General features: G+C 64.7%; 21 protein-coding genes. 8 read left to right on the forward strand and 13 right to left on the reverse strand.

Features of this window, described 5'->3' with window-relative positions; translation table 11 throughout:
- Nucleotides 1-174: 174 nt before the first annotated feature.
- The 13 genes from NKI16_RS10605 to NKI16_RS10665 form a co-directional block, all read right to left on the reverse strand.
- A complete protein-coding gene (locus tag NKI16_RS10605; protein WP_352839408.1) occupies nt 175-1,680 on the reverse strand; it encodes an aldehyde dehydrogenase family protein in 1,506 nt (501 codons plus the stop codon).
- Nucleotides 1,677-2,165 (reverse strand): (2Fe-2S)-binding protein, encoded by a 489-nt coding sequence (locus NKI16_RS10610; protein WP_352839411.1) that lies wholly within the window; start codon nt 2,163-2,165, stop codon nt 1,677-1,679. Before NKI16_RS10610 ends, NKI16_RS10605 begins: the two co-directional genes overlap by 4 nt.
- Complete coding sequence (locus tag NKI16_RS10615) at nt 2,162-5,311, reverse strand: molybdopterin cofactor-binding domain-containing protein (RefSeq protein ID WP_352839414.1); 3,150 nt, start codon at nt 5,309-5,311, stop codon at nt 2,162-2,164. Before NKI16_RS10615 ends, NKI16_RS10610 begins: the two co-directional genes overlap by 4 nt.
- On the reverse strand, nt 5,308-6,174 hold the full coding sequence (locus NKI16_RS10620; RefSeq protein ID WP_352839753.1) for an aromatic ring-hydroxylating dioxygenase subunit alpha: 867 nt from the start codon (nt 6,172-6,174) through the stop codon (nt 5,308-5,310). The genes NKI16_RS10615 and NKI16_RS10620 overlap by 4 nt, the downstream gene beginning before the upstream one ends.
- Nucleotides 6,175-6,188: 14 nt before the next feature.
- Entirely contained in the window at nt 6,189-7,562 is a 1,374-nt protein-coding gene (locus NKI16_RS10625) for an amidohydrolase family protein (protein ID WP_352839417.1), read from the reverse strand.
- Nucleotides 7,563-7,601: 39 nt separating this feature from the next.
- Nucleotides 7,602-9,164, reverse strand: coding sequence for a GMC family oxidoreductase (locus tag NKI16_RS10630; protein WP_352922718.1), 1,563 nt, complete (start codon nt 9,162-9,164; stop codon nt 7,602-7,604).
- A gap of 7 nt (nt 9,165-9,171) precedes the next feature.
- Entirely contained in the window at nt 9,172-9,780 is a 609-nt protein-coding gene (locus tag NKI16_RS10635; RefSeq protein WP_352839423.1) for a thiamine pyrophosphate-dependent enzyme, read from the reverse strand.
- Nucleotides 9,777-10,277: a thiamine pyrophosphate-binding protein gene (locus NKI16_RS10640; RefSeq protein ID WP_023674235.1), complete on the reverse strand. Its 501-nt coding sequence runs from the start codon at nt 10,275-10,277 to the stop codon at nt 9,777-9,779. The genes NKI16_RS10635 and NKI16_RS10640 overlap by 4 nt, the downstream gene beginning before the upstream one ends.
- A gap of 87 nt (nt 10,278-10,364) precedes the next feature.
- Nucleotides 10,365-11,285, reverse strand: a complete 921-nt coding sequence (locus NKI16_RS10645) for a LysR family transcriptional regulator (RefSeq protein WP_352839426.1) — start codon at nt 11,283-11,285, stop codon at nt 10,365-10,367.
- Nucleotides 11,286-13,088, reverse strand: coding sequence for an adenine deaminase (locus NKI16_RS10650; RefSeq protein ID WP_352839429.1), 1,803 nt, complete (start codon nt 13,086-13,088; stop codon nt 11,286-11,288).
- A gap of 32 nt (nt 13,089-13,120) precedes the next feature.
- The gene (locus tag NKI16_RS10655; RefSeq protein WP_352839431.1) at nt 13,121-13,753 is read right to left on the reverse strand and encodes a glutathione S-transferase family protein; all 633 of its coding nucleotides are present in this window, start codon (nt 13,751-13,753) and stop codon (nt 13,121-13,123) included.
- Nucleotides 13,750-14,472 (reverse strand): Rieske 2Fe-2S domain-containing protein, encoded by a 723-nt coding sequence (locus NKI16_RS10660; protein ID WP_352839434.1) that lies wholly within the window; start codon nt 14,470-14,472, stop codon nt 13,750-13,752. Before NKI16_RS10660 ends, NKI16_RS10655 begins: the two co-directional genes overlap by 4 nt.
- A complete protein-coding gene (locus NKI16_RS10665) occupies nt 14,469-14,771 on the reverse strand; it encodes a hypothetical protein (protein WP_023674230.1) in 303 nt (100 codons plus the stop codon). The genes NKI16_RS10660 and NKI16_RS10665 overlap by 4 nt, the downstream gene beginning before the upstream one ends.
- Before the next feature lie 223 nt (nt 14,772-14,994).
- Between NKI16_RS10665 and add the strand changes: the two genes are divergently transcribed.
- The 8 genes from add (at nt 14,995) to guaD (ending at nt 24,668) form a co-directional block, all read left to right on the forward strand.
- A complete protein-coding gene (gene add / locus NKI16_RS10670; protein WP_352839436.1) occupies nt 14,995-16,035 on the forward strand; it encodes an adenosine deaminase in 1,041 nt (346 codons plus the stop codon).
- Between the two features lie 27 nt (nt 16,036-16,062).
- Complete coding sequence (locus NKI16_RS10675; protein ID WP_352449822.1) at nt 16,063-17,184, forward strand: BMP family ABC transporter substrate-binding protein; 1,122 nt, start codon at nt 16,063-16,065, stop codon at nt 17,182-17,184.
- A 115-nt stretch (nt 17,185-17,299) separates the two neighbouring features.
- Nucleotides 17,300-18,904, forward strand: coding sequence for an ABC transporter ATP-binding protein (locus NKI16_RS10680; RefSeq protein ID WP_352839754.1), 1,605 nt, complete (start codon nt 17,300-17,302; stop codon nt 18,902-18,904).
- A gap of 2 nt (nt 18,905-18,906) precedes the next feature.
- The gene (locus NKI16_RS10685; protein WP_502897577.1) at nt 18,907-19,959 is read left to right on the forward strand and encodes an ABC transporter permease; all 1,053 of its coding nucleotides are present in this window, start codon (nt 18,907-18,909) and stop codon (nt 19,957-19,959) included.
- 10 nt (nt 19,960-19,969) lie between these two features.
- Nucleotides 19,970-20,905 (forward strand): ABC transporter permease, encoded by a 936-nt coding sequence (locus tag NKI16_RS10690; protein WP_023674225.1) that lies wholly within the window; start codon nt 19,970-19,972, stop codon nt 20,903-20,905.
- A gap of 7 nt (nt 20,906-20,912) precedes the next feature.
- On the forward strand, nt 20,913-22,313 hold the full coding sequence (locus tag NKI16_RS10695) for an 8-oxoguanine deaminase (protein ID WP_352839439.1): 1,401 nt from the start codon (nt 20,913-20,915) through the stop codon (nt 22,311-22,313).
- A gap of 23 nt (nt 22,314-22,336) precedes the next feature.
- Nucleotides 22,337-23,200, forward strand: coding sequence for an aromatic ring-hydroxylating dioxygenase subunit alpha (locus NKI16_RS10700; RefSeq protein WP_352839442.1), 864 nt, complete (start codon nt 22,337-22,339; stop codon nt 23,198-23,200).
- Nucleotides 23,201-23,300: 100 nt separating this feature from the next.
- Nucleotides 23,301-24,668 (forward strand): guanine deaminase, encoded by a 1,368-nt coding sequence (guaD, locus tag NKI16_RS10705; RefSeq protein WP_352839445.1) that lies wholly within the window; start codon nt 23,301-23,303, stop codon nt 24,666-24,668.
- Nucleotides 24,669-24,710: the final 42 nt, after the last annotated feature.

A 24,710-nucleotide genomic window follows, 5' to 3' on the forward strand; every position in this document is an offset into this window, starting at 1 on the left:
CAATATGTATGATTTATTATGGATAATATGGACGAGTCAAGCGCAACGTCGATGTGGACCAGCGCCGCCAAGGAACTGGTCCTCAGGAGGATCCGAGCAATTTTCGATCAATCCTTGTCCGCCGATGGAAGGGCTGTCAGCCGCCGATCCACGAATATCGCGGGAAAGGCGCGGCTAAATCACCGCGCAGACCGTTTTCGTCTCGAGATAGTTCTCCAGGCCCGGTGCGCCGTTCTCATAGCCCCAACCGGATTGCTTGTGGCCGCCCTTCGGCAATTCCGGCGAGAAGTAGGAATGGCAATTGATCCAGACGGTGCCCGACCGGATAAGTGCGGCAAGGCGATGCGCAGCGGAAAGGTCGCGGGTCCAGACGCTTGCGGCGAGGCCGTAGGGCGAGTCGTTCGCATGGCTTAACGCCTCCGCGACGTCATCGAACGGTGTCACGGCAACGACCGGGCCGAAGATTTCCTCGCGCATCATGCGCATGTCCGGGCGAACGCCGGTAACCACGGTCGGCTCGAAGAAGTTGTCGAAGCGCCGGCCGCCGGCGATGATCTCGGCGCCGCTGGAGGCACCATCGCCGACGTAGAAGGCGACGCGCGCAGCCTGGGTTCCGTTGACCAGCGGACCAAGGTCGGTATCCGGGTCAAGCCCGTGTCCGAGACGCAGCTTTCGCGCCTCTTCCGCCAGCCCCTCCACCAGACGGTCGTAGATCGAGCGATGCGCATAGACACGCGAGCCGGCGACGCAGACCTGGCCGGCATTGGCGAAGATCCCCCGAGCCACTCCGGGGATTGCGAGCCCCATGTCTGCATCGGGCATGATGATGGCCGGCGACTTGCCACCCAGCTCGAGCGTCAGCTTCTTCAGATTGCCGCGCGCTGCGGAGACGATCATCTTTCCGACTTCCGTCGAGCCGGTGAAGGCGACCTTATCGACATCGGGATCTGCAGCCAATGCTGCGCCCACGGTTTCACCGAGACCGGTCACGATATTGACGACGCCGTCCGGCAAGCCGGCTTCGATCATCAGTTCGCCGAGCCTGAGCGCGGTGAGCGACGTTTCCTCAGCTGGCTTGAGCACGATCGTACAGCCGGCGGCAAGCGCCGGGGCGAGCTTCATCGAGGCCATAAGCAGCGGCGAATTCCATGGCGTTATGGCTGCCACGACACCGATCGGCTCTCGCACCGTGTAGGCGAAAATCTTGCTGCCCACCGGTTGGTAGCTGATGGAGGTGGGGATGGTCGTGCCGAGGATTTTCGTGGCAAAACCGGCAAAATAGCGGAACTGCTCGGCCGAGGCGGGAATCTCGGCGAAGCGTGAGGTCTTCAGCGACTTTCCTTGGTCAAGCGTCTCGAGTTCTGCAAGCTCATCGGCATGGCGTTCAATCAGGTCGGCGATGCGCCACAGCAGCTTGCCGCGCGCCGACGGCGTCATGTCGCGCCAGCTCTCGCCCTCGAAAGCAGCACGCGCCGCAGCAACGGCGCGCCCGGCGTCATCGGCTGTGCCTTGCGCCAGCAGCGCGAGCGTGCCGCCGCTCGCAGGATCGGTCGCAGGCAAGGTTCCGCCATCGCTGGCGTCGCACCAGCCGCCGCCGATCAGGTGCTGCATTCTAGGTTTGGCCAGGAACGCCTTGACGCCTTCGTGCCTGGGTTCGCCGTTTCGAATGGTGATCGTCATGTCCGCATCCCGCGACCGAGTGCCTCGACCGCGGCGAGAGCACCGCGGATGATGGAATGATAGCCGGTACAGCGGCAGATATTGCCTTCGAGCGCAGTGCGGATCTGAGACTCGTCTGGAGCCGGATTCTCCAGCAGCAGAGCGGTCAGCGCAACAGTGATGCCGGGTGCGCAGTAGCCGCACTGGAAGGCGTTTTCGGCCGCCAGGGCCTGGCGCAGGACAATAGCTTCGGGAAGGTCGTCGAAACCCTCCGGCGTGATGATGGTGGCCCGGTCGAGTTGCCACGACATGAGCAGACAGCCATTGACCGCGCGATCGTCCATCAGCACGGAACAAGCGCCGCAGCGGCCGATGCCGCAAGCCATCTTGGCGGCAGTCATGCCGAAATGATCGCGCAGCAGGTCGATCAGGCGCAACTCGGCGGGCACGGCCAGCGCCTGGCGGCAGCCGTTGAGGTTAAAGGTAATCGCGATCTCGGCACTCACGCTGCACTCCTTTGCAGGGCGTCGAGTACCCATTCAGGATCGACCGGGATGAGCTCGGGCCAAGCCCCTGTGGCGTCCGCAATCGCGTTCACGATGGCTGGCGTCACGGCGCCAATGCCAAGCTCACCAACTCCGCGCGGACCGAACGGGTCGTCCTCGTCCAAATCCTCCAACGCGAAGGTCGCGAGGCTTTCCGGCGTGTCGGCAATGCCTGGCAGCATGTAGAAATCGAGGTTGCCGGCAAGATACCGGCCATCCCGCATCGCCGCGTTCTCAGTGAGGGTGAAGCCCAGCCCCTGGACGCCGCCGCCTTCGATCTGGCCAAGATAGGCGGCAGCATCGAGCATCGGTCCGGCCGCGGTGTGCTGATGGAGCTCGAGCACGCGTACCTGCCCAGTGATGCGGCTCACGGCAACGCGCGCCAGTGTCGCGCCGAAGGCGAAGATCAGGCGTGCATTGCCTTCCAGATAGTCCGATTTCGGAAACTCGAAGCTGACGGCAGCAGCTGGCAGCCGGTCGGGAGGCAACGCCTCGGCAAGCTCGGCGAAACTCATGAGCACTGAGCCGCTGTTGGAATGTCGCTCGACGATGCCGCCGGGCCCCAGCGCCAGCGTCCCGGCTTCACGGCAAAGCAGTTGGCCCGCTGCGGCCAGCAGGTCGCGCGCAAAAGCTGGTGCGGCGACTGCCGCGACCCGCCAGACCACGTGAGTGCCGCGCGAGGCGGTAGAGGAACCGGATTCGGGCGTCGCCGCCGTATCGCCGGTGACCGGCCGGACATCGTCGCGACCGCAGCCGAGCGCTCCGGCTACGGCGGCCTTGACCGAGGTGAGCAGGCCCTGTCCCATCTCGTCCAGGCCGTAGAGAGCTTCGATCATGCCATCCGCAGCCAAGCGCAACGCGCCTCCGGCCGGGTCCGGCGGCAGCGTGCCTAGTCCGTTGCCTTGATAGTTCATCGCCATCCCGACGCCGATCGTCTCACAGCCGTCGAACGACGGACCACGCGGCTTGGCCCAGATCGGGTCAGCAGCGGCGGCTTGCAGCATCTCGGCCAAACGTTCGGACGGCGCGACCTGCTGGCCGAGATGGCCTCGCGTGCCAGGCTCGCGCAAATTGCGGCGCCGTATCTCGATAATGTCGATGCCGGCGGCTTCGGCTAGCCGGTCCAGCTGGCACTCTACCGCGAAGGCCATCTGGTTGGCACCGAAGCCACGAAACGCGCCGCAGACGCCGTTATTGGTGTAGGCGAGCCTGCCCGAGCTGAGGACGTTGGGAACGACATATGGCCCGCAGGCGTGTTCGAGGGCCGTCTCAAGCACGCCCGGACCGAGCGACGCGTAGGCGCCGGCATCCGCGATCACATCCACCTGCTGGGCGAGCAGACGACCTTCGGGGTCGCAGGCGGTACGCATGTGGATGCGCATGGCATTGCGCTTGGTGCCCGCGATGACGGATTCCGCCCGGTCGAGATGCAGCCGCACGGCGCGTCCAGTCTTCAGCGCCAGCAGGGCCAGGGCCGGCTGCACGGTCAGCTCGTCCTTGCCGCCGAAAGCGCCACCAGTCGGGCTGGTGACCACCCGTATCCGCTCTTGCGGCATACCGAGGATGCGCGAGAGCTGCATGCGGTCGCGGCGGCCATGCTGCCCACCGGCAAAGACGTTCAGGGTACCATCCGTACCGACGAAAGCGTAGCCGCCCTCCGTCTCCAAAAAGCCGTGCATCTGGCACGGCGTTTCATAGACAGCCTCGACGATATGAGCTGCCTTGGCAAAAGTCGCGGCGGCATCGCCACGCGTGAACTCGAAGCTGCACTGCAGATTGCCTGAGGCGTGGACCGGCTCGGCTCCAGCGGCGAGTGCCTGTTGGGGATCGCTCACAATTGGCAGCGGCTCGTATTCGACGCTGACGAGAGCAAGCGCGCGTTCGGCAGTCTTCGTGTCAACAGCGGCAACGGCAGCAACAGCGTCGCCGAAATAGCGGACCTTGTCGAAGCACAGTGCCGGCTGATCCTGCACAACGATGCCGAAGGCATTGCTGCCGGCAATGTCGCGGTGCGTGACAACCGCCGCGACGCCGGGCAGCGCCTCGGCCGCGCTCGTATCGATGGAAACGATCCTTGCATGGGGAATGCCGGCGCGCCGAATGCGCCCGACCAGCATACCGGGCTCGCGATGGTCGGTCAGGTATTCAAGCCGGCCGGCGATTTTTGGCGCGCCGTCCGGCCGCTGGTACCAGCGTGCGCCGGTTTCCGATCGGGACACAAGAACCTCGGCAGGCGGCTTTCCGGACGGCACGGTCCGCCGGCGCGGCGAATGTGCTCCTTGGGACAACTTGCCGCCGAGCCCGAAGACCAGCGCATTCGCCGCGACACTGCGCCGATAGCGGTCGGACCGCCATGCATCATCGATCGCCGGCGCCTCTTCGAGAATTGCGGCGTGCAGCTTGGCCCAATCGATCTCCTGCAGGCGGCGGCTGACAAGCAGTGCTTCAGCGCGACTGAGCCGGGCCGCTTGCCCGCCGCCGCCGGCCGCGAGCCGCGCGACGGTGATGCGATCATACGCTGTCTCGACCAGCCCGGCGACACCGGCCACGCTTGGGGTGAATGCGGCGCGCAGGCCGACTTTGCGATGGGTCCAGCGAGCGGCAGTTGGCTGCGGTGGAACGATGACCGTCTCAATGAGACCGGCTGACGGTGCGTCGGCCAACCATTGCGCGAGCGGCACGACGGCGCGCCCAGCCGGTGAGACGATCTCCAGCTTCGCATCGATCGCGAGCAGGGCCGGCAGAAGGCAACCCGTCCGCCCGGCGACGTTGCCGCCCAGCGTTGCGAGATTGCGGACGGCGGGTCCCGCCGTGGCGCGGACTGCGGCTGCGAGCAGAGGCAAATTCTCGCCTATCGCCCGGTCACGCTCCAAGGCACCCAGTGTCGTCAGTGCGCCGATGCGAAAGCCGTCGCCGGCCGGTTGGATGCCCTTCAGGCAGGCGATACGGCCGATGTCGATGAGGCGCCGCGGCTTTGGCAGGCCCTTCGCCCAGCCGAGCTGCAGCGCCGTGCCCCCGGCGACCAGTTGCGACGCGCCCTCGCCTGCCAATGACAGCGCCTCGGCAACGGAGGCCGGGCGAAGCACCTGGAGACCCGGTCCGGTCATGTGGCTCCCGCAGTCGTGCCGAAACGGATGCCTTTTTCCTTCAGCCAGCGGCGGTAGGCGATGGAGGACCCGTCGGCGCGGGTCGGGATTTCCATCCGCGCCTCGAGTGGAAGGCGCAGCGGCCGCTGGTTCTCCACGATGATCCGGTCTTGCAGGAAGATGACCTGTTCGAAGTTGAGCAACGCCGTCTGCGTCGAAGCCGAGTCGACCAGATACATGACCGGCTGGGCGCGGCAGAGGTCTTCCTCGATGGGCTGAATGAACAGCGCGATCGCATCGAGCCGACCGGGCGCTCCGGGACATATACGGTAAAGCATGACAACGAATGGGCTCGGCACACGATAGGTTAGATGCACAAACGCGCCGGAGCTTTCCGTTGCGGCAATGCGCGGCTGGAAGAACGTGCAGTTGGTCGCCCAGACCTCGTCCACCTCGCGACGTATCTCGCTCAGATAGGCCGGCACTTCCGTGTGCGGCTCCGAACCGAGAATGTCGGTATGCACGAAGGGGAAATGCGCCATGTCGAGGAAATTCTCTACGACACGCAAACCCGACGCCCGCATCGTCACCCAGCCGCAGGGCACGTAGCGGCGGTCGGGTTCCGATGCCTCGGCGATCTTGAAGATTTCCTTCCCGGGCAGGCCCAGCGTCGTCCAGACGCAGCCGTAGCGCTGCCGGACGGGCAGCGCGGGGCCGCGGTTGCCGTCGTCCAGGACCTCCCGAACCGTGATTGCACCCGTGATGTCACGGACCAGTTCGATGTCCTGGCCGAGCAGCCGCGTGCGGCTCGGCGCGCCATCCAGATCGGCGACCGTCTCCACCGCGTACCAATCGTCCAGTGCCGCCCTGTCCGTCGTCTTCATCACCGAGGCCCGCCCTATTGAGTCCATTGCAGGCTGCCGCCGGAATTCTGGGCAAGGAAAGCGGCGCGCCGGGCGAACAGGCCAGGCGCGACGCGATGGATTTCGGCGATGATCTCGCGCAGGTCGCCGGTGCGCAGCGCGCCGTCCTCGGCCAGGATCTCGCCATCGACCATCGTCAAAGACACGTCGCTGCCGCGCACGGCATGGACAAGATTGTGATGGAAGTTGAAATAAGGTCCGTCGCGGAAGACCGGCGTCATGCGCGGCGTATCGGTGCGGACCGCGATGATGTCGGCGCGCTTGCCGACTTCAATCGAGCCGATCTCGTGGTCGAGACCGATCGCCCTGGCGCCGAGAATGGTGGCCATGCGCAGCACCTGCCAGCTATCCATGGCGGCGGCGTCGAAGTCCTTCAGCTTGCCCAGCAGCGAAGTCACCTTCATCTCTTCGAACATATCGAAATTGTTGTTCTCCTTCTCGCCGTCGGTGCCGATCCCGATAGGCACGCCGGCCTTCAGCATCTCGGCCACCAACGCGATGCCGCTTGCCAGCTTCATGTTGGAAACAGGATTGTGGGCCACCGAAACGCGGCGCTTGGAAATAAGCTCGATCTCTTCTCGATCGAGCCAGACGGCGTGGGCGATCATGGCGCGCGGCGTTTCGAAGAAGCCGAGGTCGTCCAGCGCGAACATCGGCCGTTTGCCGTAGCGCCGCTCAAATTCCGCGATCTCGATCTCGGCCTCGCTGCAATGTGTGTGGAAGCCGGTCTCGTATTTCCTTGCGAGTTCGATCGCCCGGCGCTGGCCGGCCTCGTCGGCATAAAACAGATGCTCCAGCCCGACCCAGACGTTGATGCGGCCGCCCGCCTTGCGATGCCAGCCCTCGATCATCGCCTCGTTCATGTCGAGCGTGTCGAAGTAGTTGTAGTCGGGATGCTCGCCGATGTAAGGCACGGCGACCAGGCGGTTGCCGATCGCCTCGGCCGCCCTGGCGCTGCCTTCCATGAACCGCCACATGTCGACGACGGTGGTCGTGCCGCCGAGCACGGATTCCGCGTAGCAGAGCCACGATGCCGCCTCGGCCTCGTGCGGCTGCAGCACGCGATGCATCGGATTGATATGGAGCGTCAGCCAGTCCCAAACCGGCAGGTGCTCCGCCGTGCCGCGCAGAAGACCGGAATGCGCATGCGCATTGACCAGCCCGGGCAAAAGCACCGCATTGTCGAGCTTCTTCACGGCTACGGCCGGATGAAGGGCGCGCAATGCAGCGAGTGCGCTGACCGCGGCGATACGACCATCCTCCACCAGCACGGCGCCGTCGGGCAACACGTGATTATCTTGATCCATGGTCAGCAGCGTGTCGGCAGCAAGGATGAGGCTTTGGGTCATCGCGGGTACTCCGTGTGCGTTCCGTCGTTCATGACGTCCTCAAGCTGCAGCGAGCAGGAAATCGGCGGCACGCTCGCCGATCATCGTAGCGGGCGCGTGGGTGTTGCAGGTCGGGATCGTCGGGATCACCGAGGCATCGGCAACATGCAGGCCGTCCAGCCCGTGCACGGCGAGGCGGCTGTCGACAGCCATCGCGTCGTCGCCCATCTTGGCGGTTCCGCAGGTGTGGAAGAACGTCGTGCACGCCTCGCGGATGAAGGCGATTGTCTCGGTGCGGGTCAGTCGGCGGTCAGGTGCGGCAAAGTTGCGGAAGACACCGGCGTTCGCCTTTGCAGCCGCCATCTCCATCACCATCTCGACCGCAGTGACCATGGCGTCGAGGTCTTCCGGTTCCGCCAGAAAGTTCGGTTGGATTTCGAGCGGCCCGCCGGGCTTGCCGTCGAGCAGCTTCAAGTGCCCGACGCTCTTCGAGCGCATGAGACCCGCACCGAAGGAAAAGACATCGCCGGATACATCGTAGCGCGCGCGTATCGCAGGTTCGGCGCTGTTGCCCTGGACCGGGAAGGCGTGGAGGTCGGATTGCGGCAGATCCAGCCGCGACTTCCAGTTGACCATCGAGCCGCCGCCATTGCCCACCATTGGTCCGATCGGTCGTTTCGCGCGGAAGACGCAGGCCTGCGCCAGCGGATGGTCCTGAAGGTTCCGGCCGACGCCCGGCAGAGCGCAAACGACTGCGATGCCAAGACGCTTCAGCTCGACCGGATCGCCGATGCCCGACAGCATCAGCATGCGCGGAGTGTCGATGGCCCCGGCCGCGAGCACCACGCTCTCGCGAGCGCGTGTTTCGCGGATTTCGCCACCGACGAGGTGCTTGACCGCGACGCATCGGCTGCCTTCGACCGTCAGGCCGATGGCCGCGGAACCGGTCAGCACCGTCAGCATCGGGTGATCGAGGATCGGCACGAGATAGCCCGTCGCCGAACTCCAGCGCTTACCGTCGCAGATGTTGAAATTCGCGACAGCAGCCCCCTCGTTGCTGGTGCCATTAGGGTCGTCGATCACCCGGATGCCGATCTCGTCCGCGCCGTCGATCAGCGCCTGCGCGACCGGGTGCAGCATCGCCGGCCGTTCGATACGGAGCGGACCGCCCGCACCGCGAAACTCGCTTGCGCCGTCCCGCCAGTCCTCGCAGCGCCGGAAATAGGGCAGCACGTCGGCGAAGCTCCAGCCCTTCGCGCCGCCGGCTTCCCAGGCATCGTAGTCATTCGGATGGCCGCGATACCACACCATCGCGTTGACGGCGCTTGAGCCGCCCAGCACGCGGCCGCGCGGGATGCCGATGGTACGGCCGTTCACGCGCGATGTCGGAGCGTAGTCATAGCCCCAGTCATAGGTGCCGCGGCCGAGCGGCACCCACTGGCCGGGGTCGTCGATCTTTGCGACCCCAAGACCCGCCGGACCGGCCTCGATCAAGAGGACGTCCGCACCGGCGTCGACCAGCCGTCGCGTCACCGCGCAGCCGCCGGAACCCGAGCCGACCACGATATAGTCGTAGCCGGACTTGAGCGCGCGTCGGGGGATGACGGATCGGATGGCGCCCATGGTTTCGTCAGTTGTGCTCGCTCGGGCCCATGATGACGATGCCTTCGCTCGCCTCGACGTGGCGGACGAAGATATACTTGTCCTCGCGGCCGTCACTGTGCTTGCGCTTGATGTCCGGCTGGACCGTTCCCGAGACCTTGGCGACCAACACATAGGGCGCATCTACGGCGAGCCCCCTTGCGCAATGCGCGTCGAACTCCTCCACCGTGCGCGCCGTATGGGCATTCTCGATGCCGGCGCCGCGCGCGATCGCGGCAAGGTCGACACGGCCCAGCGCCGTGTGGGTCGGCGGACCGCCGATCGACTGGTAGCACTCATTGTCCCAGACCACCACGAAGAGGTTCTTCGGCTGCTCGTTTCCGAGCGTGGCCAGGATGCCCAGGTTGAAGAGCAGGCCGCCATCCGTATCGAGCGAAACGACGCGGCGGTGCGGCAGGCCGGCGGCGAGCCCGAAGGCCTGCGGCGTGACGCAGCCGAGCTGCTGCTGGAACAGGCTGGCCTCGCGCATATGCGGCGCGGCGTTGTACCACTCGTCAACGCTGCCGCCGAGCGAAAGGATCACCAGCTCATCCTTCAATCGCGCGGCAAGCGCCTTCATGCAATCGAAGCGTTTCATCGCACCACCTCGCCGCCGAGCGCCACGGCCGAATGGTAGTAGGACGCATAGGACCAGGAATAGGCGTCGACGATGGCGCGTTCGATCTTCGCCTCCTCGGTGACGATCCGGTACGGCACGCGCAGCGCGTTCAGCACCGGCTCCATGGTGATGCCATGCGGGATTGCCCACCAGTTGTTCTCGCCAAGCTCGCCGCGATAGCTCATCAGCATCACGACCGGGATGCCGGCTCCAAGGCCCATGCGGGCCAGCGGCTCGACCGAGGCGCGCAAGCCGGAATTTTCCATGACCAGCGCCGCGCGCTTGCCCGACAGGAAGACCCCGCCGCAGATCGCCGCGCCCTCACCCTCGTTGGTGACGCGGATCGTGCGGATATCCGGATCGGCATCAAGGGCCGGGTAGAGCTCCTTGAACAGCGAATCGGGCAGGTAGCAGACGATGCTCACTCCCGCCCGCTTAAGCCCCCGAATGACCGCGTCGACCGCACTCTGCTTCATGACATCCCCTTCCGGGAAGTCTCGCAAAGCTCAGTTGTTCGAGATAGGGACAAATTACTCTCTTTATCGATGCGCAAAATGCAACAACTAGCCATGCAACGCCTCGACCATGCGGGCCAGCAGCGCCGCGAATGCGGAGGCCGCATCCGACATTTCGCGTTCAAGTCGGGCGAGCAGCATCAGTCGGTGCGGGTTCATGCGAGAATCGCGCAACGGTACGAAGACGAGCGATCCGTCAGCCACTTCCGGTTCGATGCCGAGCTTGGTGCGAAGCACCACGCCGAGGTTGAGGCGCACCATCTCGGTCATCAGTCCGATCGAGTTGGTCCGCGACCGTCGCGTGATGTCGATCATGGAGCGCCCGATCGCATCGTCGATCGAAATGCCCAAAGCAAGGCTGTTGTCCGAGACGATGACCTGTTCGCCGGCAAGATCGAACAGCTTCACTTCCTTGCGGCCGGCAAGGCGGCTGTCCGGATGAGCGACGACGCCCAGCGGCAGAGGCGTGCTCGCGATCTTGCGCACGTTGCGCGGCACGCGCACGTCGAAAGCAAGCGCCAGATCGCATTCGCCGTCGGCAACCGCATCGCAGGCGCGCTGCGACCCGGCGACATGCACATCGACCGATATCCGCGGATGGCGCTTCCAGAATTCCTTCAGCGCGTTCGGCACCAGCCCGCGCGCCGCGCTCTCCACGACTGCCACGGACAACGAGCCGCGGTTGAGGCCACTGAGATCGTTGATCTCGGACGAGGCGCGGGCCAACTCGGTGATGCTCTGACGCGCGTGGTAGAGCAGAAGCTCGCCTGCGCTGGTCAGTTTCAGTCGCTGGCGCACGCGTTCGAAGAGCGGTGTGCCCAGTTCGTCCTCCAGGCTCTTGATGACGCGGCTGATAGAGGATGGCGCCACGTTGAGCGCCTGCGCGGTCTGGCGCACCGAGCCCAGCCGCGCGACCATTTGGAAATAGTGTATGCGCGGTGAGACCAGGCCAAGTCGGAACGGATCCACTCAGGCGGCCTCGAAGGCGGGGACGATCTCCATTTCCGGCACCAGCACGAGACCCTTGTCGGTGATGCGGATTTCGGGGATGACCGAGAGCGGGATGAGGTTGAAGCCCATATAGGGGATGGAGCAGCCGGCCGCCTCCCATTCCCGCTTGAGGACCTTCACCTCCTCCGCGACCTCGGTGACGCGCTTGTCGGACAAAAGGCCGGCGATCGGCAGTTCGACCATTGCGGTCACTTTGCCGTTGACGACGACACAGACGCCGCCTTGCGTTTCCTCGATCGCCCGCAGCGCCACCTGCATGTCGGCCTCGCTGACGCCGGCGATAATGATGTTGTGGCTGTCATGGCCGACGGACGACGCGACGGCGCCGCGCTTGAGCGTGAAATTGCTGAGCAGCCCGTAGGCGACATTGCCGTCCGACTTGCCATGGCGCTCGACAACGGTGACGAAGCACAGGCCGTGGCGGTCGAAATGGCTCTGCCAGTCATTGGCCGGATCGAGCGCGACCTTCTGGTGGCCGAGCGTGATCCCCGGCAGCTCAGTGCGGATCGTGTGCGCCACCACCTTGCCGACGGGCAGGTCCGGCGTCAGCTTGATCTGCTTCGGCAGCTTCACCGTATGGTAGGCCGCGTCCGGATAGCGGTAGCGGGTCGAGAGGGCCTGGTCGAGCAGCGGCGTGATCTTGCCGTCATCGACGACGAGCTCGCCACCATACCACGTGCTGACGGGATCGAAGCCGTCGTCGAGCAGCACCAGGTCGGCACGGCGCCCACCACCGAGGCCTCCGATTTCGCCTTCCATGCCGAAGCGAGTCGCGCCATGCAGCGAGCCCATCGACCAGGCCTGCTCCGGCGTCATGCCGGCCTTCATCGCCTCGCGCGTCACCCAGTCCAGACCGAAGAGCATCAGGTCGTCAGCATCGCGGTCGTCGGTGCAGACCGCGATGCGCTTGTGCGAGGCTCCGAGTTCCGTAATCGTCTTGATCGCTGCGGGCAGGCTGTGCCACGGTGTCGTCGGCGGGCCGCCACGCAGGAACAGCCAGATGCCGGCTTCGAGCATGTCGTCGGCGATCTCGCGGTCGATCGCCTCATGGGTATCGGTGACGCCGGAGGCCGCATAGGCCGACACGAATTCGCGTCCATAGACGTGTCCCGACACCGGGCGGCCGCGTCTCAGCGCCGCAGCGAGGATGGCATGGCTGCGTTCATCGCCCAGAGCCACTGGCACGAAATCCATCTTCTCGCCGAGCGCCACGGCTTCCGGCCATTTGTCGAACAATGCGCCGATCTTCTCGGCTGTCAGGTCGCCACCGGCCGTTTCCAGCAACGGCGATGTCGCCGGGACGGTGCTCGGCACGGTCAGGAAAATGGACAATGGCGCCAGGCGCGCGTCCTCCAGCATCGCCTCGACGCCTGCAACGTCCATGACGTTGCCGATCTCATGGCTGTCGCAGAAGAGGGTCGTGGTGCCGTTGAGCAGCGCCGCCTCGGCATAGGCGCAGGCCGTCACCATCGAGGATTCGATGTGGATGTGCGGATCGACCAGGCCGGGGGCCACGATGCCGCCCCTGGCGTCATATATCCTGGCGCTGCCGCCCTTGTAGGTGCCGGCCGGTTTCACAGCGGCGATCCGTCCTCCCGACAGCCAGATCTCGCGGCCTGGAAGAATGCGCTCCGAATAGGTCGACAACACGCGTGCGCCGGCAATGACCAGATCGGGATCGGCTCGCCCGGAAGCGACACCGGCCAGTCGCCGGGTCATGGACGAGAGCGGCTGGACGGAAAAGCGCGTGAGAGAGGTCATTCTGTTGCTAGCCTCGTTCTCGAATGTTGGCGTCAATGGTAATCGGGGATGCCCGGCATGGTCATGAAGCCGGGAAGCGCGCGGAAGCGACGCGCCCAGCGGCGCAGCGCCGGATACTCGTCATGGTCGACGCCGAAATCGCGGCTCAGCGCAAAAGCCGGAAAAAGCGCGATGTCGGCGATGGTCGGGCGGTCCGCAGCGAACCATTCTTTTTTCTCGAAACCCCGCGCGGTCATATGGTCGTCCATGGCGCGGAGTGCGTGCGCGGCACCGGCCCGCAGCGCAGCCTCGTCGCCGGCGCCGAACATGGCATGGCGGCGCGCGGCGCTGGCAACGCCGAGATCGCCGGCCGCGAAGAAAAGCCACTGCATCACCTTGGCGAAATCCGAACCATCCGCCGGCAGCCATGCACCCGTTGAATCGTGGCTGCGCGCCAGATGGACAACGATGGACTCGGCGCCGAACATCGTCACCTCGTCGTCGCGGAGAATGGGCAGGCTGCCCGCCGGGTTCATGGCCAGGAATGGCGGCGTCTTCTGCTCCGCCCCCGGAAATGCATCGACTGCAACGGTCTGCCATTCCAGGCCGAGCATGGAAAGCGCCAGCCGCACCTTGTAGCAGTTTTCGTCCAGCTCGTAGTTGTAGAGCGTGATCCTCGCCATCATGCAGCCCGCGTCGTCGAGGTCGAGCCGGTACGCCCGGTCTCGAGATGATGACGCAGCTCGCTCGTCCAAGCGAAGAAATGCTTCTGCCCCTTGCCGGCATATTTTGCCGCCGGTCCGTCAATCGCGACATGCAGGGCCGATCGTTTGCCGGTCAGCTCTTGCAGGCCAAGAAGCAGCGTCTCTTCGCCGACCGTCAGGCTGAACAGCGTCCCGCTCAGCGCCTTCAGATCAGCGAGGCCGGATCCGCCGGAGGAAGATGCGGGCGGCATGGCCTGCACGACATCGATCACCATCCCGGCGGAACAGTCGAGATACAGGCTGCGGACCGGCACCACCTCCTCTGACAAGGCAGGCAGTTCAGGCAATGCTGCTGCCGGGTCCAGCGTCGTCCAGATCATGCCAGCCGCCTCGGCCGTGCTGTAGACCGACACGGTAATGGACGCCGGCACCCTGAGATCGGGGTGGGCCGGAATGTATCGGCACTGGCCGGCCGTGTCGTACTGCCAGCCGTGATAAAGGCAGGCGATATGGTCGCCGCGGACAAAACCGAAGCTCAGCTTCATGCCGCGATGCGGGCAGCGATCCTCCCACACATGCGCTGCGCCGCTGTTGTCGCGCCACACCACCAGTTCGTTTCCGCCAAGGCGGATCCCGGCCGAACTGCCCGGCTCGATCGATCCCGACAGCGCCACTGGGTGCCATCCAGCCTGTATCGTCATCCTGCGTCTTCCTCTCTGGAATATCCCCGAATTTCGGCCCGTTCGCAGTCCATCACCAGACAGTCGATTGGTCCCAGGCTACATGCCATCTCGAAGGCATCGATGAGATCGGGCTGGCCTGAAACCTGGACGACAAAAAAATCGTCCGCGGCTTCGTGCACCAGCAGATCGAGATTGAGCCGAGCGGCACGCCTGTCGGCGAACTCGCTAAAGCTCGACGACACCAGTTGGCCGACGAAGCGCAGGCGCGTTGTTTGAGGCGGAGGCGCAAGGTTCTGCGCTTCCGGTAGGTGCTTCATGCCTATATTTCTCCCGGCCTGCACATTTTTTAAGCAGTTTTAGAATGTGTCTAGTTAGGCATCATTTTTTGGCTTGTGCAAGCCCCGTTTCCCTGACATCTGTTGCGTATCAGGTGATCGGACAGTTGGAAAAAGCCGCGATTATCGAACAACTCGGCAGCCGTCCGTCGCCCAAGAAAACCAGGTGCGGCTTGGGATTGCCGGTCCGGGCGGGTGAGCGTCGATGTCGTTGTCAAGTTTCATTCAGCTTATACCCAAGGTCGAGTTGCACTTGCACCTCGAGGGTGCCGTCTCCACAGAGACATTCGCCGAGCTGGCGGCGCTGAACGCGGTGTCGCTGCCGGACGGCAGACCGACATCGGAGCTCTACAGCTACGGCAACCTGCTGGATTTCCTGAAGATTTACGATCTGGTTTGCGCCTCGATCAGGACTGCGGACGATTTCTCTCGCATCACCTTCGAGGCACTGGAGCGCTGCGCGAAGGCCGGTGCGCGCTACGTCGAACTGTTCTTCAGCCCGCATGCGCATCTGGCTCATGGCGTGGCCTATTCGACGATGCTCGAAGGCATCCTCGATGGCTTTCACTGCGCGAAGGAGCGCTATGGGCTTATAGCAAAGCTGATACCGGCGCATGCGAAGCCGCTCGGCGCGGCAGGTGGCGAGCGCTTCCTGGACATGGTTCTGGCCGAGCGCCCGGCTGAGGTGATCGGCATCGGCTTCGATTACGACGAACGCCCGAACCCACCGCCGATGTTTGCGCGCATCGTCGAGCGAGCGCGGGCTGCCGGGCTCAATGTCACCAACCATGCGGGCGAGGATGGCCCGGCGGACTATGTCCGCGACACCATCGACATTCTCGGCCTGAGACGGGTCGACCACGGCTACCATGTCGTCGACGACCCGGCGCTGATGGAGCAGTGCAGGGAGATGGGCATCGTCTTCACCTGCTGTCCGAGCACGACGCTGGCCACCACTGTCTGGCGCGACCTTTCCGCGCCCGACCACGCGATCCGCCGCATGATCGAGGCCGGGCTTACCGTGACGATCCACTCCGACGATCCGCCCATGTTCGCCACGACGCTCGACCGCGAATACGCGCTGATCGCGGAGAATTTCGCGCTCGGGCCGCCGGCACTGAAGCGGATCGCGCTGGCTGGCCTGTCCGCCGCATGGCTCGACGACGACATCAAGCAGGCATGGCTGGCCGACTGGTCGGCAGAAATCGACCGCCTCATGGAAACCGAACTGTCTCTCCCGAACTGAACACAACACGGAACAAAGGACCGACGCATGATCGACCTGCGCAATCTCTCCCGCCGAGGCTTCCTCAACATGGGCGCCGCAGCCGGCGCCTCGCTGCTCCTGCCGAAATCCGGCCTTATCACGCCCGCCCATGCACAGACGCCGCTCGCCGCCGTCGCCGAGGAAAACGCGGTCATCGCCTTCGGCCACACCGGTCCGGTGACCGATGAAGGCTGGACCTGGAGCCACGACCAGGGGATGAAGGCCGTGCAGGAAGCGTTCCCGAAGCTGAAGACGCTGTTCGTCGAAAGCATCCCCTATTCGGCCGACGCGACCCGCACCTTCCGCCAGTTCGTCTCGGAAGGTGCCAACATGGTGTTTGCCACCTCCAACTATGGCGACTTCCTCTACGACGTGGCCAAGCGTTCGCCGGACGTCGCCTTCTATGAATGCGATGGCCGCAACCCGCTCGAAAATCTCTCGACCTACTATCTCGCCCATTGGTACCCGACCTACGTCACCGGTGTCGCCGCGGGCCTGATGAGCAAGAGCGGCAAGCTCGGCTACGTCGCCTCCTTCCCTGTTCCGTCGGTCTTTTCCGGCACCAACGCCTTCCTGATGGGCGCCCGTTCGGTCAATCCCAACGCCACGGTGCAGACCATCGTCATCAACTCGTGGTTCGATCCGCAGGCTGCCACCCAGGCCGGCACCGCACTCATCGACAACGGCGCCGACCTTCTGTTCGGCATCATGGACGAAGCAGGCTATCTGCAGGTGGCCGAGCAGCGCGGCGCGAAGGCCGTCATGTGGAATACCGACATCCGCCGCTACGGGCCGAAGGCCTACGTCTCCTCGATCGCCATCGACTTCAAGAAATTCTATGTCGACCAGGTGCGCCTGCGCCTCGAAGGCAAGTGGACGCCCTCGCAGACCATCCTGCCGATGGGCGGCGGTATCGACCGCGATGCCTGGGGCGAGACGGTGCCCACCGAGGTCGCAAAGCAGGCCGATGCCGTGCGCGACAAGATTCTCGGCGGCTGGAGCCCGTTCGAGGGCGAGATCAAGGACACCAAGGGCAACGTCAAGGTGGCTGCCGGCCATCGCATGACCGAAGAGGAACTCTACAACTGGGATTGGTCGATCGAAGGCGTCAGCGGCCTCCAAGCGTGATCCCGAAAGATTGCAGAGTTTTCGGATAGACTATGCGGCAGAAGGCAAAGAGCTAAGCGGGATGAATGATTTTGTTCCAGTTCATCATGCTTCGAGCGAGCACCGCTACGGCGGCATGGAGGTGCCGTCCACCTCCCCGGGGCGTTACGAGCCTGGCTCCGGCGCGCCGCCGCTCGTGCTGCTCAAGGGCATCAGCAAATATTTCCCCGGCGTCGTTGCCAACCAGGATGTCGACCTGGACGTGATGCCGGGGGAGATCCACGCCTTGCTCGGCGAGAATGGTGCCGGCAAATCGACCTTGATGAACATCCTCACCGGCATCTATCAGCCGGATGCCGGTGAGATCGTCGTCGACGGCTATGCCAAGCGTTTCGCATCTCCAGTCGATGCGATCTCCGCCGGTATTGGCATGGTCCACCAGCATTTCAAGCTGGTGACCGCCTTCACGGTCGCCGAGAATATTCATCTCGGCTGGTCCGAAACGCCCAAGCGTATTGGCTCGTCGGTGCTCGAGGCGCGGACTGCCGCACTGGCCGACAAGCTGAACCTCGCGGTACGGCCATCCGCGCGCGTCGCCGATCTTTCGACCGGCGAGCAGCAGCGCGTGGAAATCCTACGCGTGCTCGCGCGCAATGCCCGTGTTCTGATCCTCGACGAGCCGACAGCAGTGCTTACTCCGGCGGAAGCGCGCGAGCTCTTCAAGGCGCTCAAGCAGTTCGTGTCCCGGGGCAATGCGGTGATCTTCATCAGCCACAAGCTCGACGAGGTCCTGGAAATATCAGACCGCATCACCGTGCTGCGCGGCGGCCGCAAGGTGGCCACCGAAAATACCGCGGACTGCGGCGAGAAGATGTTGGCGCGCCTGATGGTTGGCCGTGAGATCGTGCTCAGCAATCTGCGTGCCAGGCAGCCAGGCGCGGCCGGCATCTCCGCCGAGCCGGTGCTCAGCCTCAAGTCCGTCGTCGCGCGTGACGACGTGGGCGGCATCCTTCTCGACGAGGTTTCGCTCGACATCCATGCCGGCGAGATTCTCGGCATCGCCGGTGTGGCCGGCAACGGCCAGAAGGAGTTGACCCAGGTCGTCACCGGCTTGCGGCCGATCCACTCGGGCCAGATACTGCTCGGCGGAAAGGACGTCACGACCGCCGGCGCGGTCGATTACGCGAAGTTCGGCGTCGGCCACATTCCCGAAGACCGGCTGCACAGCGGCCTGGCGCCGGCGCTTTCAATCACCGACAACGCCATAATCCGCGAATATGCGTCGGCGCCTGTTTCAAAGGGCTTCGCGTTCCGACCGCGCCTTGCGGCAGCTCTCGCGCGCACGATCGCCGAAGCGGCATCCGTTGCGGTGCCCGATTTCGGCATGCCCATGCGCAACCTTTCCGGCGGCAACCAGCAGCGCCTCGTCGCACGCCGCGAGATGCGCATCGCAAGCAAGGTTCTGATCGCCGCCTATCCGAGCCGTGGCCTCGATGTCGGTGCGATCAACACGATGATGCACTACCTCGTCGAATTGCGCGATGCCGGCGTCGGTGTGCTCTTCATTTCCGAGGAGCTGGAAGAGCTGTTCAACCTGTCGGATCGCATCGCCGTGATGTTCCATGGCAGGATCATGGGCGCGGTGGAGACTGCCTCCACCGACATCGAGGAAATCGGCCTGATGATGGGCGGGCAGATGCGGTCCAGTGCTGGCGCCCAGGCCGCTGCCGGGAAGCACTGACCTTGGCGATCAAGCTTCAGCGCGTTCCATCCGCGCAGCCCTCCGTTGCCTTTGCGGCACGTGCCCTGGCGATCGTGCTGGCGCTGGGGGTCGCCGGCCTGGTTCTGGCCGCTCGCGGCAATGCTCCCGTCGAACTCGCCTGGGAGGTGCTCAGCTCGACTTTTGGCTCGAGCTTCGGGCTGGAAGACGTCGGACTTCTGGTCACTCCCCTGATCCTGACCGGCCTGTCGGTCTGGGTAGCGCTGAGAATCGGCGCCTGGAACATCGGCGCGGAGGGCCAATTCTATGCCGGCGCCTTCAGCGCCACGGCGGTCGCGCTGTTCATTCCCGGCCCGACCTGGCTGATCCTGCCTGTTATGTTCACCGCTGGCGCGCTCGGCGGGCTGCTCTGGATACTGGTGCCGACGCTGGCGCGCGCCTACGCCGATGTCAGCGAACTCATCACCACCCTGCTTCTGAATTTCGTGGCGACGCTGATGGTCTATTACGTCGCCACCGGCCCATGGCTCGACCCGAGCGGCCATGCGCTCGCGACCACCGCACGTCTGCCGCATGACGTGCCTGAATTCTGGGGTATCGTGCACTACGGTTTCCCGCTGGCGATCCTGCTCACCTTTGTCATCGCAGGACTGCTCAACTACACGCGCTGGGGCTACGAGGTAAGGATCGCTGGGTCGAATCCAAGCGCGGCGCTTTATGCGGGCATGCCGTTCCGCCGCCGCCTGATCGTCGTCCTGCTAATGTCGGGAGCGATCGCCGGCATCGCCGGTATGCTGGAAGTAGCTGGCACGGTGCATCGCCTGCAGGGCGGCATCTCCAACAATTTCGGCTATCTCGGCATCATGGTCGCGGTGCTGGCGCGCGGTTCCTCACTTGGCGTGCTCGCAGGCGCGGCTTTGATGGGCGTCATCCTGAATTCGGGCATCATCCTGCAGACGCAAGGCATCACCGTCTCGGCCGTGCTCGCCATCACCGGACTGATCCTGTTCTTCACCGCGATCGGCAACGAACTCGCTCACTACCGCATCACGCGGACCGAACCGGCCGCGAGCTGAGGAAACACCCATGGACATGATCGCCGGACTGATCCAGACCTCCATTCTCGCCGGCGGCGTGCTGGCGCTGGCGGCGCTGGGCGAGACGCTCTCCGAGCGCGCCGGCGTCGTCAATCTCGGCGTCGAAGGGCTTATGGCGCTCGGTGCAATCACTGGCATCGCGGTCGTCGTCGCCACGCCGCACCCTATGCTCGGCTTCGTCCTTGCGCTTGCCGTCGGTTTCCTCGTTGGCTGCGTCTTCGCTCTTGGCACCGTCGTCGTCAAAGCGAACCAGGTGTTGTGCGGCCTGGCGCTGACGCTGATGGGCACCGGCATGGCCGCAACGATCGGTCGTGCCTATTCCGGCATGCCGGCGCCGGCGACCTTCGCGCCGATCGCTATTCCCTATCTTAGCGACATCCCGCTGCTCGGTCGCGCGATCTTCACGCAGAACATCCTTGTCTACCTGATCTACATCGTTCTGCCGGTTGTGCTGCACTACATCATGTTCCGCACGCGCCACGGGCTGAACATGCGCGCGGTGGGCGAAAACCCCGCGGCAGCCGACGCCGCCGGCATTTCGGTGCAAAGCATCCGCTTCTGGTATGTCGCCGCGGGCTCGGCGCTGGCGGCCGGCGCCGGCGCTTACCTCACGCTTGCCTTCGTTCCCTCCTGGTCGGAAGGCGTCGTGGCCGGCCGCGGCTGGATTGCCGTCTCTCTCGTCATCTTCGCAGGCTACCGGCCCCTCAACGCCGTGCTGGCCGCTCTGCTGTTCGGTCTCATCACCTCTCTCGGCTTCGTCGGCCAAGCACGCAACTGGCCGATCGCGGCGCCGATCCTGTCGATGCTGCCCTATCTCGGCACCATCGCCCTGATCATCGTGCCGGTGCTTGCCTGGCAGCGCATGCGCCGGGTAATGGCCGCGCCGGCTGCTCTCGGCGAACCCTATTTCCGCGACATGCGTTGAGACCATCATGCCCCGCCTGCTTGTCAAGAACATCGATCTGCTCGCCACCTTCGATGGTACGCGCCGCGAGATTTCCGACGGCGCCTTGTTGATCGACGACAACGTCATCGAAGCGGTCGGTACCACCGCGGAACTCAGTGCCTCCAGTGCCGACGAGGTGCTCGACCTATCGGGCCATGTCGTCATGCCGGGCATGGTCAACACGCATCATCATATGTACCAGAACCTCACCCGTGTGATGGCTCAGGACGACGAGCTGCTTGTCTGGCTGAAGACGCTCTATCCGATCTGGGCCGAGCTCGACGACGATGCGATAGGCGTCTCGGCGCGCGTAGCGATGGCCGAGCTCATCCATTCGGGCTGCACGACCAGCTCCGATCACCTCTACATCTTGCCCAACAATTGCACGCTCGACGCGACGATCGGTGCGGCCCGCGATATCGGTCTGCGTTTCCACGCTGCGCGTGGAGCCATGTCGCGCGGCGAAAGCCAGGGCGGCTTGCCGCCGGATCGCTGCGTCGAAAAGGAAGAGGATATCCTGAAGGATGCCGAACGGCTGATCGGCAGCTATCACGACGCGTCGCGACATTCGATGAGCCGAATCATCCTGGCTCCTTGCTCGCCGTTCTCGGTGACTCCGGAGTTGATGCGCGATGCGGCATCGCTGGCGCGCAGCCACAAGGGCGTGAACCTGCATTCGCACCTTGCCGAAGAGCTTTTCGAGGAGAAGTACTGCCTCGAAATCTATGGCAAGCGGCCGGTCGAGTTCGCCGAATCCGTCGGCTGGCTCGGTGACGACGTCTGGTTCGCCCACTCGATTTTCATGACCAGCGACGAGATCGACCGCTTCGCCGAAACCGGCACCGGGGTCGCCCATTGCCCGTCGGCTAACATGCGCTGCGGCCAGGGCATCGCGAAGATCCGCGAGATGCTCGACAAGGGCGTGAAGGTCGGCCTTGGCGTCGACGGCTCGGCCTCGAACGACACGTCGAACCTGTTCATGGAAGCGCGGCTGGCGCTGATGCTTCAGCGTGTCGCGCCGCACCACTACCTCTCCGAAAAGCCCGGCGGCCGCGGCGGTTTCGGCGGCACGCCGACGGCGCTGTCCGCGCGCGAGGCCCTCGAAATGGCGACGCGCGGCGGCGCTGCCCTGCTCGGTCGCAATGACATCGGCCATCTCGCGCCCGGCATGTGCGCCGACTTCATCGCGGTCAAACGCAGCCAACTCGGCCTTTCCGGGACCGAGCGCGACCCGCTCGCCGCGCTGGTGCTTTGCGGACCCTTCAAGGTCGACTATTCCTACATCAACGGCCGGCAGATTATCGCGAGAGGCGACTTCGCCTCTTTCGATGTCGAGGCGGCGATGGCCGACCACCGGGCTGTGATGGACCGCATCTATCGGCAGTGAGATAGCACAGGAAGGACGCAACAATGACCATTAAGCGAGCTGCGGAGCAGGCGGCCCTCGATCAATGGTATTGCATTGACGCGCTGAACGAGATTCCGGTCGGCACGATGGCGAACCGGCTTCTGGGCATCGATCTGTTGGTAGCCCGCGATACGGCAGGCGCGGTCAATGTGTCGCGTGCCGGCGACGGCAGCCAAGTCCCGGCCAGGGAACGCTACGGCTATCTATGGATCACGCTCGGCATGCCGGCCGGCGATGTGCTGTCGATCCCGGAGGCCTATGAGGACGACCGCCGGCCTGTCGTTTGCGGAGCGATCGCGGTAAAGGCGTCCGGCCTTCGCATCGTCGAGAATTTCCTCGACATGGCGCATTTCCCCTTCGTCCATACCGACATATTGGGCGCCGAGCCGCACACGGAAGTGCGGCATTACACAACCGAAATCCGCCGCGACGTGGATGAGGTGTGGGCGACCAACTGCGAATTCTTCCAGCCGCAGGCGGCACTCTCGGCGACCGGTGGCATCATGACCCAATACATGTACCGGGTCGCCAATCCTTTCGCGGTGATGCTCTACAAGACCTGCCCCAACTCGGCTACCCGGTGGGACGTGATCTGTCTGTTCGTGCAGCCCCTCGATCCGGACCGCTGCCGCGCGCACCCCGTCATGTTCCTGATCGACGACGTATCGACCACGACCGAACTGGTGCAGTTCCAGCAGCTCATCTTCCTGCAGGACCGCATCATCCTGGAGAACCAGCGGCCACTTCTTTTGCCGCTTGAGCCGCGCGCGGAAATCCCGACGCGGGCCGACGGCTCGTCGATCGCCTATCGCCGCTGGCTGAAGGAGAAGGGCATCACCTACGGCACGACGGCGCAAGCGGCATGAGCGGCAGCCCTTCCGATATTGTCATCGGCATCGACGGACAGGCAATCGCGCTCTGGCGCTTCACGACGGCAGTGCGTAGCTGTTCTTCGGCGGAGGACAGGTGAGCGACCTGAGCGGCAAGACGCTTCTGGCCAGCGGCTTTCACGCTCCGGAGCGCGGGCTCGTGGAAGAGTTGCGCCATGCCCTGATCGCAATCGATCAATCAGGCATCATCGCCTCGGTGCTGCATCCGCATGATGCCGGCTATGACGAGGCGCTGGAGGCCGCGCGCCGAACCGGTTCGCTGGCGACCTTGCCGGCGCAGAGTTATCTGCTGCCCGGCTTCGTCGATCTTCACGTGCACGCGCCACAATATCCGCAGCTCGGCCGGGCTCTGGACGTGCCGCTCGAGGTCTGGCTCCACAAACACACGTTTCCCCTGGAGGCGCGCTACGCCGATCTCGCCTTCGCGCGGCGCAGCTACGGCCTGCTGGTCGACGACCTGATCGCTAACGGCACGACCACAGCGCTCTACTTCGCAACCATCCACCAGGACGCGACAAGGCTGCTCGTCGACATTTGCCTCGAACGCGGGCAACGTGCGCTGGTCGGCAAAGTGGCGATGGACAATGCCGACGAGTGCCCGGCCTATTATCGCGATACCTCGGCGGACGCGGCCATCGATGGCACGCGCGCTCTGATCGACTACGTGCATGGGCATCCGGACAATGCCACGGGACGGGTAAAGCCGGTCATTACGCCGCGCTTCATCCCCTCCTGTACCGACGCCGCCCTCGAAGGGCTCGGCACGCTTGCGCAGGAATACGGCTGCCATGTGCAGACGCATTGCTCGGAGAGCGACTGGGCGCATGGCTACGTGCTGCAGCGCCACGGGATCAGCGACACGTCGAGCCTTGATCGCTTTGGCCTGCTGCGCGCCGGCAGCGTGCTCGCGCACGCCAATTTCATTACGCTTGCCGACATGGAGACGATCCGCGTGCGCAAGGCGGCCGTGGCGCACTGCGCCGTCTCCAACGCCTACTTCGCAGGCGCCGTGTTCCCGTTGAGGGCGGCCCTCGAGAAGGGTGTCAAGGTCGGGCTCGGCACCGACATTTCCGGGGGACCGAGCGCCTCGATGTTCGATGCGATGCGCGCGACGGTCATGTCGTCGCGCATGCTGGAAACCGGCACCGACCCGGCGCTAGCGGCCGAGACGCGCGGCACGGCCGGAACAGCACGCGTCGACTTTCGCGAGTCCTTCCACCTGGCGACGGCAGGCGGTGGCGCGGCACTCGGCTTGCCTGTGGGGCGATTCTCGCCTGGCTACCATTTCGATGCGATCCTGGTCGACACCGCCGCGCCCAGAGGCACAATTCACCTGTGGGACGAACTCGACGACGGCGACGGCATCCTTCAGAAGATCGTCTACTCCGCTTCCAGGGCCAACATCGCGTCGGTCTGGGTCGGCGGGAGAGCTGTTCTCGCCTAAGCGGACGGGAGGCTGTGCCGAGAACCAGGAATCTTCCCGTGT

It is taken from the genome of Mesorhizobium sp. M0698 (assembly GCF_040320455.1).
In the GTDB taxonomy this organism is placed as follows: Bacteria; Pseudomonadota; Alphaproteobacteria; order Rhizobiales; family Rhizobiaceae; genus Mesorhizobium.